12 protein-coding genes and 1 pseudogene are annotated in these 15321 nt (G+C 70.7%); 10 read left to right on the top strand and 3 right to left on the bottom strand.

The genetic code is table 11. The features are described 5' to 3' along the window. Positions 1–203 precede the first annotated feature (203 nt). Positions 204–758: a helix-turn-helix domain-containing protein gene (locus B4E30_RS13935; protein WP_286795660.1), complete on the bottom strand. Its 555-nt coding sequence runs from the start codon at positions 756–758 to the stop codon at positions 204–206. Between the two features lie 76 nt (positions 759–834). Here B4E30_RS13935 and B4E30_RS13930 point away from each other — a divergent pair, with 76 nt between their 5' ends. Next, positions 835–2451, top strand: a complete 1617-nt coding sequence (locus B4E30_RS13930; RefSeq protein WP_286795658.1) for a bifunctional NAD(P)/FAD-dependent oxidoreductase/class I SAM-dependent methyltransferase — start codon at positions 835–837, stop codon at positions 2449–2451. Positions 2452–2545: 94 nt separating this feature from the next. Then, positions 2546–3871, top strand: coding sequence for a UDP-glucose dehydrogenase family protein (locus B4E30_RS13925; RefSeq protein ID WP_286795656.1), 1326 nt, complete (start codon positions 2546–2548; stop codon positions 3869–3871). A gap of 451 nt (positions 3872–4322) precedes the next feature. On the opposite strand, the gene B4E30_RS13920 is transcribed toward B4E30_RS13925, so the two are convergent. Next, a complete protein-coding gene (locus B4E30_RS13920; protein ID WP_286795653.1) occupies positions 4323–5756 on the bottom strand; it encodes a cell division initiation protein in 1434 nt (477 codons plus the stop codon). Positions 5757–5916: 160 nt separating this feature from the next. On the opposite strand from B4E30_RS13920, the gene B4E30_RS13915 reads away from it, so the two are divergent. The 6 genes from B4E30_RS13915 (at position 5917) to B4E30_RS13890 (ending at position 12790) form a co-directional block, all read left to right on the top strand. After that, positions 5917–6276 carry a hypothetical protein gene (locus tag B4E30_RS13915; RefSeq protein WP_286795651.1) on the top strand — a complete coding sequence of 120 codons (360 nt, stop codon included), beginning with the start codon at positions 5917–5919 and terminating at the stop codon, positions 6274–6276. 292 nt (positions 6277–6568) lie between these two features. Next, entirely contained in the window at positions 6569–7834 is a 1266-nt protein-coding gene (locus B4E30_RS13910) for an extracellular solute-binding protein (protein WP_286795650.1), read from the top strand. 8 nt (positions 7835–7842) lie between these two features. Next, positions 7843–8799 (top strand): carbohydrate ABC transporter permease, encoded by a 957-nt coding sequence (locus B4E30_RS13905; protein ID WP_071045604.1) that lies wholly within the window; start codon positions 7843–7845, stop codon positions 8797–8799. Positions 8800–8803: 4 nt separating this feature from the next. After that, on the top strand, positions 8804–9700 hold the full coding sequence (locus B4E30_RS13900) for a carbohydrate ABC transporter permease (RefSeq protein WP_286795649.1): 897 nt from the start codon (positions 8804–8806) through the stop codon (positions 9698–9700). A gap of 62 nt (positions 9701–9762) precedes the next feature. Beyond that, positions 9763–11652: a glycoside hydrolase family 3 protein gene (locus B4E30_RS13895; protein ID WP_286795648.1), complete on the top strand. Its 1890-nt coding sequence runs from the start codon at positions 9763–9765 to the stop codon at positions 11650–11652. 25 nt (positions 11653–11677) lie between these two features. Next, the gene (locus B4E30_RS13890) at positions 11678–12790 is read left to right on the top strand and encodes a LacI family DNA-binding transcriptional regulator (protein WP_286795647.1); all 1113 of its coding nucleotides are present in this window, start codon (positions 11678–11680) and stop codon (positions 12788–12790) included. A 225-nt stretch (positions 12791–13015) separates the two neighbouring features. On the opposite strand, the gene B4E30_RS13885 is transcribed toward B4E30_RS13890, so the two are convergent. Continuing rightward, on the bottom strand, positions 13016–13777 hold the full coding sequence (locus B4E30_RS13885) for an SDR family oxidoreductase (RefSeq protein ID WP_286795646.1): 762 nt from the start codon (positions 13775–13777) through the stop codon (positions 13016–13018). Between the two features lie 100 nt (positions 13778–13877). Here B4E30_RS13885 and B4E30_RS13880 point away from each other — a divergent pair, with 100 nt between their 5' ends. Both B4E30_RS13880 and B4E30_RS13875 read left to right on the top strand, forming a co-directional pair. Beyond that, positions 13878–14720 carry a helix-turn-helix transcriptional regulator gene (locus B4E30_RS13880; protein WP_286795645.1) on the top strand — a complete coding sequence of 281 codons (843 nt, stop codon included), beginning with the start codon at positions 13878–13880 and terminating at the stop codon, positions 14718–14720. Positions 14721–14892: 172 nt separating this feature from the next. Further along, positions 14893–15321: pseudogene (locus B4E30_RS13875) on the top strand (glucose-6-phosphate isomerase); the annotation flags it as partial.

Here is a 15321-nt window from a genome sequence, read left to right as displayed (position 1 = left end):
GGTCGCGTACTTCTTCCAGAAGCGGGTGAAGGCCTGCCCGAACGACGCACCGTAGAGCGGCTGCGACAGCGACGGCGAGGCGGGAACGTTGGTCACGGATATCCCCCAAGAGATCGGATGCGAATCCGCCCGATCGGGCGGCATCCCTACTGTGCCCGAACCGCGGGCCGCCGTGCGGGATTGTGACGCGGCCCGACACGAAGTCAGCGGTGCAGGTGCGCGCGCTGACCCTCGCGGTCGAACACCATGACGAGCTCGGCGGGCGCGTCGATCGCGGTCATCGCGTGAGGCGTCATCGTCGAGAACTCCGCCGCCTCCCCCGCACCGACCTCGATCCGCCGCTCCCCCAGCTGCAGCAGCACGCGACCCTCGAGCACGAGGAACCAGTCGTATCCCGGATGCACGCGGGGTGCGGGCAGCGCGGCTTCGGGTTCCAGCCGCATCTTCATCGCCAGGGTGCGCCCGTCGACGCGGTTCAGCGCCCACGTCGTGCGATTGCCCGCACGATGCTGGGTGGGACGGATCACGACGTCGTCATCATCGTCGGCGTGGAAGAGGGCATCCAGGCTCACCTGCAGCGCGCCGGCGAGCGGCACCAGCACGTCAAGGCTCAGCGTGCGCTTGCCGGTCTCGATGCGACTGATCGTCGACGCACTGAGATTGCTCCGCGCGGCGATCTCATCGAGCGAATAGCCGAGGGTGGTGCGGATGCTGCGCAGGCGCGCGCGGGCGAGCTTCTCGACGTCGGCGGTCACCATGGGACCAGCATGCGCGCTCCTTGCGAATAGTGCAAGTGAGCATCCTGAATACGCCAGCCGAGCCTACGCTGTCGACATGGGCCACCACCACGATCAGCACAACGCCGCCGCACACGGTGCCGCCGCGCACACCCCGCCCGCGATGACGCGCCGCTGCGACGTCGCCGTCATCGGCGGGTCTGCCGCCGGCCTCGCCGGCGCGCTGCAGGTCGCCCGCCAGCGCCGGTCGGTCATCGTCGTCGACGACGACACGGCACGCAACGCCCCCGCCGCTCACATGCACGGCTACCTCGGGCGCGAGGGCGCACCGCCCGCCGAGCTGCGCACGATCGGCCGCGAGGAAGTCCGCTCCTACGGCGGCGAAGTGCTGTCCGGACGCGTGCTCGATGTGCGGCGCGAGAGCGACCTCTTCCGCCTCGAGCTCTCCGGCGGCAGCGCGCTGCTGGCGCGACGCGTCCTCGTCGCATCCGGCCTGACCGACGAGCTTCCCGAGATCGACGGGCTGGGCGAGCGGTGGGGACGCGAGGTCATCCACTGCCCCTTCTGCCACGGCTGGGAGGTGCGCGATCAGCGGGTGGTGCAGATCGTGACGACGCCGATGGGGCTGCATCCCACACCGCTCATGCGGCACCTCACCGACCGGCTCACCGTCGTCGTGCATGATGGGACGGGCATCGACCGCGACGCCCTGCGGACTCTCGCGGCGTCGGGGGTTCCCGTCGTCGAGACCACCGTCTCGCGCGTCACCGACGCCGATGGCGCCCTCGGCATCGAGCTCGCTGACGGCCGGGTGCTCGCTGCCGACGCCGTGCTCACCGGCTCGCGCTTTCATGCCCGGATCGGCATGCTTGCCGGCCTCGGCCTGCAGGCGGCACCTCACCCGAGCGGCCTCGGCGAGACGCTCGCGGTGGATGCGACCGGACGCACCGCCGTCGACGGGGTCTTCGCCGCGGGCAACGTCGCCGACCCGAGCCTGCAGGTGCTGCCGGCGGCTGCGAACGGCAGCTTCGTCGGCGCACAGATCGCGTTCAGCCTCGCCGGCGACGACCTCGCTACCGGCGCCCGTCCCTCCGGCGTGGAAGCGGAGTGGGACGACCGCTACGCCGGCGAGCGCGTCTGGAGCGGCAACCCCAACGGCGCGCTCGTCGCCGAAGCATCCGATCTCGCCCCCGGTCGCGCGCTCGATGTCGGCACGGGCGAAGGGGCGGATGCGCTGTGGCTCGCCGAGCGAGGATGGCACGTGACCGCATCCGACGTCTCGTCCCGCGCGCTCCGGCGTGTCGACGAGGAGGCGGCACGGCGCGGGCTCGACGTGCGCACCCTGCACGTCGATGCGAACAGCATCCACCCGTACGGCACGGAGGAATTCGACCTCGTCTCACTGCAGTACGGATCGTTCACCCGCACACCCGAGGGCCGCGGCCTGCACGCGCTGCTCGGCGCCGTCGCGCCCGGGGGCACGCTGCTGGTCGTCGCGCACGAGCCGTCGTGGGTGCTCGAGCAGAGCGACCCGGCCGCGCACACGCCCATCTTCGATCCGGCGGCCTACGTCGGCGTCGACGAGATCGCCGCTGCGCTCGCGTCGACCGGCGGCTGGCGCATCGAGGTACACGAGACCCGGCCGCGACCGGCCGGAGCCGCCAGCGGCCACCACGTGGAGGATGTGGTGCTCCGCGCCGTGCGGGAGGAGTGAGCCGTGCGGAAGGCGTGAGCCGTGCGGGAGGCGTGACAGAGTGGAAACGTCTGTCTGGTAAGACAGAGTGTCTGTCTTCTCTCATGGGGGTTTCATGCGTCTTTCGGTGATCGGTTGCGGGTACCTGGGTGCGGTGCACGCGGCGGCGATGGCCTCGATCGGCCACGAGGTGGTCGGGATCGATGTCGACGAGCGGAAGATCACGTCACTGTCGAAGGGTGACGCTCCGTTCTTCGAGCCGGGATTGCAGGAGATCCTCACCGAGGGCATCTCATCCGGGCGTCTGTCGTTCACGACCGACATGTCCGCCGCGCAGGGTGCGAAGGTGCACTTCATCGGTGTCGGCACGCCGCAGCAGGCCGGTGGGTATGCGGCAGACCTCACCTACGTCAACGCCGCCGTCGACGGGTTGCTGCCCTACCTGTCCGAGGGCGACCTCGTCGCGGGGAAGTCGACCGTTCCGGTCGGAACGGCCGCGAACCTCGCCGGCCGTGTCGCCGAGACCGGCGCGACGCTGGTGTGGAACCCCGAGTTCCTCCGCGAGGGCTGGGCCGTGCAAGACACCGTCGACCCCGACCGGCTCGTCGCCGGCGTGCCGTCCGAGGACGGCCACCCCACCACCGAAGGGGAACGCTGCGCCGACGTGCTCCGCGAGGTGTACCACACCGCGATCGCCAAGGACACGCCCTTCATCGTCACCGACTACGCCACCGCGGAACTCGTCAAGGTCTCCGCCAACGCGTTCCTCGCCACGAAGATCAGCTTCATCAACGCCATGGCCGAGATCGCCGAAGTCACCGGAGCCGACGTCACCACCCTCGCCGACGCGATCGGCCACGACGCCCGCATCGGCCGCAAGTTCCTCGGCGCCGGCATCGGCTTCGGCGGCGGCTGCCTCCCGAAGGACATCCGCGCGTTCAGCGCCCGCGCCGAAGAACTCGGCAAGGGCGAATCCGTCGCCTTCCTCCGCGAGGTCGACGCGATCAACCTCCGCCGACGCGACCGCGCCGTCGACCTCGCCGTCACCGCCCTCGGCGGCACCGTCTACAACAAGAACGTCACCGTCCTCGGCGCCGCGTTCAAGCCGCACTCCGACGACATCCGCGACTCCCCCGCCCTCGACGTCGCCGTGCGCCTGCACGGCCTGGGCGCGAAGGTCACCGTCACCGACCCCGCCGCGATCGAGAACGCCCGCCGCATCCACCCCCAGCTCGACTACGTCGAAGACCGCGACCAGGCCCTCACCGGCGCCGACGCGGTCATCGTCGTCACCGAATGGGACGAATGGCGCCGCGACCTCGACCCCGCCCACGCGGCCACCCTCGTCACCGGCAAGATCGTCATCGACGGCCGCAACTGCCTCGACGCCACCGCCTGGCGCAGCGCCGGCTTCGAGTACCACGGCATGGGCCGCCCCTGACCGCACACCCGGGGCCGCCCGGGGCCGCCCGGGGACACCCGGGGCCGCCCGGACGGAGTCGTTGCTGCCCACGTGCCCTAACTCAGGCTGGAGCTAGGTGGCGGGCCCGTCGGGCAGCCTCAGGCACGCGCTGAGCCTGAGTTAGGACCGGATCCGTGGGTGAGTCGGCACCCGGCCCCAAGCACCGGCGGTGTGGACACGGCAACGGCCGCGTCGCCGGGTTCGGACACGAGCAGCCACCGCCTCCGCAACCGCCATGTCACCCGGGACGCAAGCCACCACCGCCCACGTGCCCTTAATCCACCACCATCCGCATGTGCCCTTAATCCACCACTACCCACGTGCCCTAACGCAGGCTGCGAAGGCCTCGCGAAGCCGAATGCGGGCTGGTGAGACCTTCTCAGCCTGAATTGGGGCACGACGGTGCGGGTAGACACGCACCAGGAAGACGTCAGCGCGCCGTTCCGGAACCGGCGCCCTTCGCCTGCTCGCCGGGACCGAGCTCGTCGTCGCCGGCTGCAGCGTCGTCGTCCGCCGACTCGTCGGACGCCTCCGCAACCTCGACGGTGCCCGACTTCTCGACACTCCGCGGCGCCTCGGCAACATCCGAACCCTCAGCGGGGGCCGCATCCGCGACCTTGAGCCCGTCAGGACGGATGAGTTCGCGCACCTCGGCCATGAAGCTCGTCATCTGCTGCTGCTGCCAGCGCAGCTGCCGGGCACGGTCCTCGGCGTCGCGCAGCACGTCGTTGCTGTGTCCCGTGACGGTGTCGACGATCTTCTGCGCCTTCTCCCGGGCGCGGTCGATGGTCTGCTGCGCCTTCATCCGCGCATCGGCGTCGATCTGCTGCGCCTGAGCGCGCATGAGGCGCTCGTAGTCCTCGGCCTTGTTCGAGATGCGCTGCGCGTGCTCGAGGGATGCCGCCACCTGCGCGTTCGCATCGGACGTGATCCGCTCGGCGTGGGAGACCGCCTGGTTGTGCAGCACGAGGAACTCCTGCTGGGCGTCGTCCTGCCGCCGCGTGAGGGTCTCCTCGAACTCCAGCACCCGCGCGTTCATCTCCCGCACGGCCGCCTCGGCCTCGGTGCGCATGTCGGTCGTCTCGCGGGTCACCATCGCCCGCAGCGCCGCCGCACCCTTCTCAGCCTCGGACCGGATCGCCTCCGCCTCGCGCTCGGCCTGCTGCACCTTCTCGGTCGCGTGCGCGGCCTCCCGCTCGAGACGTGCCTCGTGCGCCGTGTACTCCGTGTCGATGCGCAGCCGGTTCTGGTCGGAGTCGTGCTGCGCCTTCTCGACGATCGTCGCGGCATCGGTCTTCGCCTCGGATCGCACGCCCTCAGCCTGCTCGCGTGCGGCCTCGAGCAGGCGCTCGGCCTGCGACGCGGCGTTGCGGATCAGCAGGCTCGCCTGCTCCTCCGCCACACGCAGCACAGCCTCGAACTGCTCGCGGTCGTTGGCGACACCCTCTTCGACGGGAGTGCCGGCAAGTTCCGAGGTGAGCGCCGTCACCTTCGTCTCGGCCTCGCCCAGCTGGGCGGTCGCCGCGGCCAGGTCGGCTTCGAGCTGCGCGTGCGCCTCCTGCTGCTCCGATCGCAGCTTGTCGAGGGCCCCGGCGTTGTCTGCGACGAGCTTCTCGATCTCGGCCTGCTGCTCCGCGCGCATCTCGTCGAGCGAGTCGCGACGCGACTGCTCGGTGGCGGCGAGCTCGTTCTGATAGCGCTGCACGCGCGCCGTCAACTCCCCGATGGCGTCGTCGACCTCGCGGCGTTCGTATCCGCGAAAGGCGACGGTGAACGCGTTCCCGCCCTCACCTGACCCGCCGCCCTGCTCGTTCTGCGAAGACAGAAGCTCGTCGAATGCATCGTGTCGGACGTCGTCGGACATGCGGAACCTTCCAGCGAGGTTTGGGAGGGGGGATGCCGGCCGGCGAGCCGACCCCTCCACCCTGCCTCATCGACCCGTGATTCGCCCGGGGAGATTCCTATGAGATGCCGCAGAGCCACGGCACGTGCGAACCCGACCCGGCCCCGCTAGCGTGTGAGGCATGAACCGTCCTCTCGGAGTCACCCTCGTCGCGATCGTCGCCTGGCTCGTCGGGTTCTTCCAGATCATCGGGGCGATCTTCGGCATCCTCGGCGGACTGCTCATCACCCCGTCGGCGCTGCTCGCCTGGATCAGCCTCGTCGTCGGCGTCGTCACCCTCGCCGTGGGTGTCGGCCTGTGGCGCGGCAACAACACGGCCCGCATCATCGCCACCGTCGTCTTCGTCATCAACATCGCGCTCGAGATCATCGGCATCTTCAGCGGCGAGGGGCTGCTCGCCGGGATCTTCGGGTCGGTGCTGCCGCTGATCGGACTGCTGCTGCTCTACACCAGCTCCGCCAGCCGCTACTTCCGCTCCTAGCCCGCCACGCGGTCCGCCGGCGCGGCCGCCAGCGCCGCCGCACGGCGCTACCCGCGTCCGCACGTCAGCGCGAGACCCGGGCAAGCGTCCGAGACGGTGCTGCGCACACACGGGTTTCGGACACAGCCCCGGGTCTCGGCGACGCGCGGCGGGGCGGACGGGCGGCGGGGCGGTGGGATGGACGGGCGCGACCCCTTGCCAACGGTGATCTATGCGCTTAGACTCCTGGAGGCCATCGCAATCTATGCGCATAGATCCACAGTCGGATCAGCCGCGATTCAAGGAGGAACACGTGAAGCTCAAGACCGCTCTCGGGGGTGTCGCGGTGCTCACCGCCGCATCCCTCGCCCTCACCGCGTGCGGACGTGCCGACGACGGCGGTTCCGGCCCGTCAGAGGCCGTCACCCTCGACGACAGCCCCGCCGAAGGCACCATCACCGTGTGGGCGATGGGCGCCGAGGGCGAGGCGCTCCCCGACTTCGTCGCGGCGTTCGAAGAGGCGAACCCCGATGTGACCGTCGAGGTCACAGCCGTGCCGTGGGACGCCGCGCACAACAAGATCCAGACCGCCATCGCCGGCGGCACGACACCGGATGTCGCCATGATGGGCTCGACGTGGATGGCCGACTTCGGCGACGCGTTCGCGACCGTCCCCGACGAGATCGACACCGGGGACTTCTTCCCCGGCGCCGTCAGCACCACCGAGTTCGACGAGCGCGCCGCCGGCGTGCCGTGGTACGTCGACACCCGCGTGCTCTACTACCGCACCGACCTCGCCGCCGAGGCCGGATGGGACGAGGCCCCGACCACGTGGGACGACCTGAAGCAGATGGCCTCGGACCTCCAGACCGAGGCCGGCAGCGAGTGGGGCATCCGCCTGCCCGCGGGCGCGGACTCGTTCCAGGGCTCCATGTGGATGCCGTGGTCGGCCGGCGCGGAACTGACCGACGGCGACGCCTGGACCCTCGACACCCCCGAGATGGCGGAAGGACTGGAGTACTACCAGAGCTTCTTCGACGAGGGCCTCGCCGACCCGAACGCCGACTTCTCATCCGGCGCGACGGAGTCGGAGTTCGTCTCGGGCGTCTCCCCGATGGTCGTGGAGGGCCCCTTCCTGCGCGGCTCCCTCGAACTCGCCGCCGGTGAGGAGTTCGCCGAACAGTACGCGACCGCCGTGCTGCCCGCCGACGAGGAGTCGGTGTCGTTCAGCGGCGGCGCGAACCTCGTCGTGTTCGACGGCAGCGACAACGTCGAATCGGCGTGGAAGCTCGTGGACTGGCTGAGCCAGCCCGAGACGCAGGTCGCGTTCTACGAGGCCACCGGCGACCTGCCCGCCGCGCAGTCGGCCTGGGACGACCCGGCGCTTGCCGACGACGCGAGCCTGGAGACCTTCGGCACACAGCTCGAAACCGCCAAGGCCCCGCCGGTCACCACCAGCTGGGTGCAGGTGGCCGCCAAGGGCGACCAGGCGCTCGAGCAGCTCCGCCGCGGCGACGGCGACGTCGCCGGCGTGCTCGCCACCCTTCAGGCAGACGCCGACGCCATCGGCCTGGAGTGACCTGACCCATGTCGACCTCGACACTCGTCGCTCCCGGGGCCCGCACGGGCTCCGGGAGCCCGGGAACCCGCAAGGGCGGGCTGCACGATCGGCAGCGCAAGCGTCAGGCCCTCATCGCCTGGGGCTTCGCACTCCCTTTCGTCGCCGTCTTCGCGGTGTTCATGCTCTTCCCGATCATCGGGTCGTTCGCGATGTCGTTCACCGACTTCACCTCGCGCGACATCCAGAGCCCGTTCGCCGTGAACGTCGTGTGGTTCGAGCAGTACCTCACGCTGTTCCAGGATCCGCGGTTCCTCACCTCGATGCGCGTGACGGCGGTGTTCGTGCTCGTCGGCATCCCGCTGACCATGGTCGTCGCCCTCGCGCTGGCGCTCGCCCTCAACAGCGGTCGCGGCAAGATCGTGTCGTTCTTCCGCGTCGGCTACTACGCCCCCGTCGTCACGAGCATCGTCGCCGTGGCCGTGGTCTGGCGCTACATCCTGCTTCCCGACGGGCTGCTCAACTCCGCCCTCGCGCTCGTGGGCATCGAGGGTCCCAACTGGCTGAACGACACGACGTGGGCACTGCCCTCGCTCATCGTCATGGCCGTGTGGCGCAACGTCGGCACCCTCATGATCATCTTCCTGGCGGGCCTGCAGGCCGTGCCCGAAGACGTCAACGAGGCGGCCACGATGGACGGCGCATCCGCGTGGCGACGCCTCGTGTCGGTGACGCTCCCCCTGCTGCGCCCCACCCTGCTGCTGGGCGCCGTGCTCATCTCGGTCGGCTACCTGCAGTTCTTCGAGGAGGCGTTCGTGATGACCCGCGGCGGCCCCCTCGACTCGACCCTCTCGGTCGCCTACTACACCTACCAGCAGTTCGGATTCGGCGAGTACGGCCTCGCCTCGGCGGCCAGCTACGTGCTCTTCCTCGCGATCGCCCTGCTGAGCCTGCTGCAGTTCCGCCTGCTCCGTTCGAAGGACTGAACCGATGACGACGACCGTCCTCGACCGTCCCGTGGATGCCGCCACGGCCGCATCCCCCACCCCGCCCCGCCGCCGCCGGCGCCGTGGCTTCGGACCCCGCGCCCTCACCTACACGGTGCTCACCGTGGGGCTGGTGCTGTGGCTCATCCCGTTCGTATGGATGCTGCTCGGGTCCCTCAAGACACAGGGCGAGATCCTGCAGCGCCCGCCGACATGGCTGCCGCAGAACCCGACGCTGGAGAACTTCGCCGCATGGTTCGGACCGCTGGATTTCTGGCAGTTCTTCGCCAACAGCGCGATCGTCGCGGTATTCACCGTGCTCGGCAACCTCGTGTTCTGCTCGATGGTCGGATACGCGCTCGCGAAGATGGAGTTCCCCGGCAAGCGCCTGCTGTTCCTGCTGGTGATGGTGACCCTCATGGTGCCGGGCGTGGTGACCTTCGTCCCCCTGTTCGTGATGGTCTCCTCCCTCGGCCTGGTGAACACCTACCCGGCGCTGATCCTGCCGTTCGTCACCGCCCCGGTGGGCGTGTTCCTCATGCGGCAGTTCATGCTCGGCATCCCCGAGCCGCTGCTGGAGGCGGCGCGCCTGGACGGGGCGGGCGAGTGGCGCATCTTCACGCGGATCGTCATGCCGCTGTGCGGTCCGCCGCTGGCGACCCTCGGCATCCTCACGTTCCTGTCGTCGTGGAACAACTTCCTGTGGCCGCTCGTGGCCGCCCAGACCGAGGAGATGTACACCCTCCCGGTGGCCCTGTCGCTGTACTCGACCGGGCAGAACGCCACGAACTACGGGCTGCTGCTGGCAGGGTCCGTGCTGGTGATCACCCCGATCATCGTGCTGTTCGTGTTCCTGCAGCGCTGGTTCATCCGCGGCGTCGCGACCACCGGCCTCAAGTGACCGGCCCGGCCGCGCCGCGCATCCCTGTTTCCGACCCGAGACCCCTCTCTGGAGCCCTTCCGATGCAGCCCACCCTCTCGACCGCACCCGACGGCACCCGGTTCCGCGACCTCAACGGCAACGGGGTGATGGACCCCTACGAGGACCCTCGCCTCACGCCGGAAGAACGCACCGCCGACCTGCTGGCGCGCCTGTCGCTCGAGGAGAAGGCGGGCCTGATGTTCCAGACGGTCATCGAGCTCGGCGACGATGGCGACCTGCTCGAGACCCCCGGAGCGATCTCGAAGTCGCCGACCTCGACGGTGATCCTCGGCAAAGGGATGAGTCACTTCAACGTGCACCACATCCCGACCGCACGGGCCGGCGCCCGCTGGAGCAACAACCTGCAGCGGCTGGCCGAGCAGACGCCGCACGGCATCCCCGTGACGATCAGCACCGACCCGCGGCACGCATTCGTCGAGAACACCGGCGTCGCCTTCTCGGCCGGGCCCTTCTCGCAGTGGCCGGAGCCGATGGGCCTCGCGGCCCTCGATGACCTCGAGGTCATCCGCACCTTCGCCGACATCGCCCGGCAGGAGTACTGCGCCGTCGGCATCCGTGCGGCGCTGCACCCGCAGATCGACCTGCCGACCGAGCCCCGCTGGGGACGCCAGGCGCAGACGTTCGGCTACGACGCCGAGCGCGTGTCGCAGATCACGGCCGCGTATCTCGCGGGCTTCCAGGGCGACGCGCTCGGGCCGCAGTCGGTCGCGTGCACGACGAAGCACTTCCCCGGCGGCGGCCCCCAGCGCGACGGCGAGGACGCGCACTTCCCGTACGGCCGCGAGCAGGACTATCCGGGTGGGATGTTCGAGTACCACCTCGCCCCGTTCCGCGAGGCGATCCGCCGCGGTACGGCCGGCATGATGCCGTACTACGGCATGCCCGTCGGCGTCGAGCGCGACGGGCGGGCGATCGACGAGGTCGGGTTCGCCTACAACCGGCAGATCGTCACCGACCTGCTGCGCGAGGAGCTCGGCTTCGACGGCGTCGTGGTCACCGACTGGGAGCTCGTCAACGACAACCACGTCGGCGACCAGGTGCTCCCCGCCCGCGCATGGGGTGTGGAGCACCTCGACGCGACGGGGCGCATGCGCATGCTGCTCGATGCCGGCGTGGACCAGTTCGGCGGCGAGGAGTGCGTGGACCTGCTGCTCGACCTCGTACGCTCGGGAGCCGTCGCCGAGGAGCGCCTGGATGCGTCGGTGCGGCGCATCCTGCTGGTGAAGTTCCAGCTCGGCCTGTTCGACGACCCCTATGTCGACGAAGACGCCGCGGAGCGCATCGTCGGAAACGCCGCCTTCCGCGAGGTCGGCACACGGGCTCAGGCGGAGTCGGTCACCGTGCTCGTCGACCGGGAGGAGACGCTGCCGCTGTTCGCCGCACCCGGCGCGCGGATCTACGCCGAGGGCCTCACCGATCCTGCCCTCGCCGCGTACGGCGAGCGCGCCGCGCGACCCGAGGACGCGGATGTCGCGATCGTGCGGATCGGGGCGCCCTTCGACCCGCGCGACGACCTGTTCCTGGAGAAGTGGTTCCACCAGGGGTCGCTGGAGTTCCCGCCCGGACTCGCCGTGCGTCTCGCGCGCATCGCCGATAGCGCGCCGCTCGTGATCGTCGTGAACCTCGACCGCCCGGCCGTGCTCACCCCGCTGCTGCCGATCGCATCCGCCCTCGTCGCCGACTACGGCAGTTCCGACGAGGCCGTCCTCGCGGCCCTGTCGGGCCGCATCCCGCCCCGTGGCGTGCTGCCGGTGGAGATCCCCCGGTCGATGGATGCGGTGCGCGCGTCGGCGACGGATGTTCCCGACGGCACCGCCGACCCCCTCTTCCCGCGCGGTTTCGGCCTGCGCCCGCTGGCGCCGGCCCCGGAGCCGGTGGCGGCCCCGGAGCCGGTGACGGCACGTCAGTAGGATCTCCCAGGAGAGCGAGGAGCACATGCCCACGAGCCGACCGACCGTCTACGACGTCGCGGAGCGGGCCGGCGTGTCGATCGCGACCGTGTCGTTCGCGTTCCGCCGCCCCGACAAGGTGCGCACCGAGACGCGCGAGGTCGTGCTGCGGGCAGCACGCGAGATCGGGTACGTGCCGAGCGGCTCCGCCCGCAACCTCGCGCGTGGCCGCACCGGGGTGCTCGGCCTGCACCTGTTCGACCTGCTGCTCGACGTCGCACCCGGAACACCGGCCGCCGACGAGGGTCTCGTCGATCTGTCGACGCTCGACCTCGGCGCATCCGTGCTGGAGTGGGATGCCGCCGAAGACGCGCGCGCCAGTGAGCCGAAGGTCTTCCCGCTCTACGTCGACGAGGTGCAGCGCGGGTTCGTGCTGGAATGCCGTCGCAACACCACCGGCGTGCTGCTGCGACGCGGCGGCACCGGGCCGAACGAGATCGCCGAGACCGCCGGTCAGGTCGACGGGCTCGCCATCCTCCCCGGCCACGTCGGCCTCGCCCCGACGGCGGCGCTGGGCTCCTCGGTGCCGGTGGTGATGGTCTCCAGCGGCGGCGGTCCGGGGCACCACGTGCTCGCCGACAACGTCGGCGGCATCCGCTCCCTCGTCGATCATCTCGTCACCGTGCACGGCGCGCGCAGCCTCGGGTGGGTGGGCGCGGCCGACGGCTGGGATCCCCGCCAGCGCCGCGACGCCTTCGACGCCGCGGTGGCCGCCCACACGGGGGTGACCGGCGAACTGGTCGACCCGGTGGACGTCGGCGTCGACCCCGTCTTCACCGCCCTGCTCGAGCGGGCCGATGCCGGGTCGCTTCCGGACGCGCTCGTCTGCGCGACCGACCAGACCGCGCTGGCGGTCATCGATGCGCTGCGCGAGCGGGGTGTCGAGGCGCCGCGCGACGTGCTGATCGCGGGATTCGACGGCATCCAGGCCACGCGCACATCCACCCCGACGCTCACCACGGTGCGGCAGCCGATGGAGCTCATGGGCCGCCTCGCCGCCCATCTGCTGCTCACCGACCCCGGCGACGGCTCGGTCGCGCCGCGCACGGTGACCGTCGCCGTCGCCCTCCAGCTCGGCGGCAGCTGCGGCTGCGCCTGAGCCCGGGCATCGCGGGAGGCGTCGCGGGAGCGGCTGCGGCTGCTGCTGCGGGCGTGGCGGGCGCCGCTGCGGCTGTCGCGGCGCGGGTGGCCCTGTGCGCCCGTTCACAACTCCTCAAGAGTGGGCACCCGAACCGCCGTGCGGCGCGGCTGTGGCGCTTCCGGCCCGATTCTTGAGGAGTTGCGAACCGCAGGGGGCAGCTGCGCAGCGTGACGGCTGCGCGAATCAGGCGTGCGGATCGGTGGCGTTCAGCGTCGCCACCACGTCGGCGTAGTCGCCGCGCTGCTCGCCGTATCGCAGGAACTTCACGCGCTCGACCTGCACCTCGGTGACATCCGGCTCCGCCTCGAGGATCGACATGACCTCGTCGACGAATTCCGCCAGGGGCATCGCGATCGGGCTCTGCCGCTGACCGGGCATGAGGTCGGTGGCGACCGCCGGCGGCTCGAGCTCGACGACGCGCACCGAGGTGTCGGCAAGCTGCAGGCGCAGCGACTCGCTCAGCATGTGGATGGCCGCCTTCGAGGCGTTGTAGCTCGGGGTCGCGCGCAGCGGCGCGAAGGCGAGGCCCGACGAGACGGTCATGATCGTCGCATCCGGCTGGGCACGCAGATGCTCGATGAGGGCGCCGATCAGCCGGATGGGGCCGAGCACGTTCGTGGTGACGATCTGCTCGGCCGAGGAGACGAAGCCGTCGGGGTGGGTCCAGCCCTCGGCACGCATGATGCCGGCCATCGCGATCACGACGTCGAGGTCGGGATGTCGCGCGATGACATCCGCGCTCGCCGCCGCGATGGAGGTGGCGTCGGCCGTGTCGATCTCGACGGTGTCGATGCCGGGGTGGGCCGCGGCGATCTCGTCGAGCAGGTGCCGGCGGCGACCGCCGACGATCACGGTGTTGCCGGCCGCGTGGAATCGTTCGGCAAGGGCCAGCCCGATGCCGCTCGTCGCGCCGGGGATGAAGATGGTGTTTCCGCTCATTCGCATGGGACGAGTCTTCGCGGGCCGGTCAGCGCCGACCAGAGAGCGGTCATCGGGGGATCGACGATCCCTGGATAGAGCCGGTGGCGCGAGGAAGGATGGGGACATGGATCGGGATGCGCTCGCGGAGTTCCTGCGCCGGCACCGGGAGACGCTGCAGCCGGCCGACGTCGGGTTGGGTGCCGGCGCGCGGCGGCGCGCCCCGGGGCTGCGTCGCGAGGAGGTCGCGCAGCTGGCCACGATGTCGACCGATTACTACACGCGGCTCGAGCAGCGGCGCGGTCCGCAGCCGAGCACGCAGATGCTCGCCGCCCTCGCCCGCGCGCTGCGTCTGACCGCCGACGAGCGCGACTACCTGTTCCGCGTGGCCGGGCATGCCGCGCCCGACCGGCGCACCGCATCCGCGTATGTCTCCCCCGCCCTCCGGCGCGTGTTCGACCGGCTCGAGGACACCCCGGCGCTCATCATCTCGACCCTCGGCGAGACGCTCGAGCAGAATGCGCTGGCTGTGGCGCTCTTCGGCGACCATGTGGCCGAGACCGGGTGGAACCGGTACGAGGCGTACCGGTGGTTCGCCGGAGTCGAGGATGCTCGCGCGCACTACCCCGAGAGCTACCACCCGCAGCAGAGCCGCGCGCTCGTATCGGGCCTGCGAGCCGCCGTGGGCGAGATGGGGGTCCGCTCCCGAGCGGGAGAACTTGCGGCGGAGCTCACCACGCGCAGCGCGGAGTTCCGCGAGCTGTGGGAGCAGCAGGTGGTGGCGCGGCGCTTCGCCGATCACAAGACGGTGCTGCACCCGGAGGTCGGGGCCATCGAGGTCGATTGTCAGGTGCTGTTCACCGAGGACCGTTCGCAGGCCCTGCTCGTGCTCACTCCGGAGCCCGGCGGCGACGACGGCGAGAAGATTCGCCTGCTCTCCGTCGTCGGCACGCAGTCCTTCGGCGCGTGACGCCGCGGAGGCGAGCGACCCCATGCCGGGTCCGCGTGTTCGCAACTCCTCAAGAGTGGGCAGCCGCACCGCCGTGCGGCGCGGCTGTGGCACTTCCGGCCCGATTCTTGAGGAGTTGCGAACCGGTGACGTTCGGCCGACCACGACCGAGCCGCCGCGCTACGGTAGGGGCGTGACTGCTCCCATCGATCCGACCGGCACCTCCGCATGGGCTGAGCTCGACGCCCACCGCGCTTCGTTCGACCCCGATCTGCGCGGCTGGTTCGCCGCCGACGACGACCGTGTCGGAAAGCTCAGCTTCCCGCTCGCCGACCTGCACGTCGACCTGTCGAAGAACCTCGTCACCGACGAGATCCTCGCCTCGCTCGTGAAGCTCGCCGAACAGACCGGCGTCGCCGAGCGCTACGCCGCGATGCGCGCCGGCGAGCACATCAACACGACCGAGGACCGCGCGGTACTGCACACCGCCCTGCGGCGTCCGGCCGGCGCCGAGCCGGCGCTCGTCGTCGACGGACAGAACGTCGACGACGACGTGCAGGAGGTGCTCTCGCGCATGGCGGACTTCGCAAACCGCGTGCGCAGCGGGGAATGGAAGGGCGTG

Origin of the sequence: Microbacterium sp. UBA3394 (assembly GCF_002358725.1) — a bacterium.
Lineage (GTDB): Bacteria > Actinomycetota > Actinomycetes > Actinomycetales > Microbacteriaceae > Microbacterium > Microbacterium luteum.
Note: the sequence above shows the minus strand (reverse complement) of the source record. Positions and strands in the feature narration are given on the sequence as shown.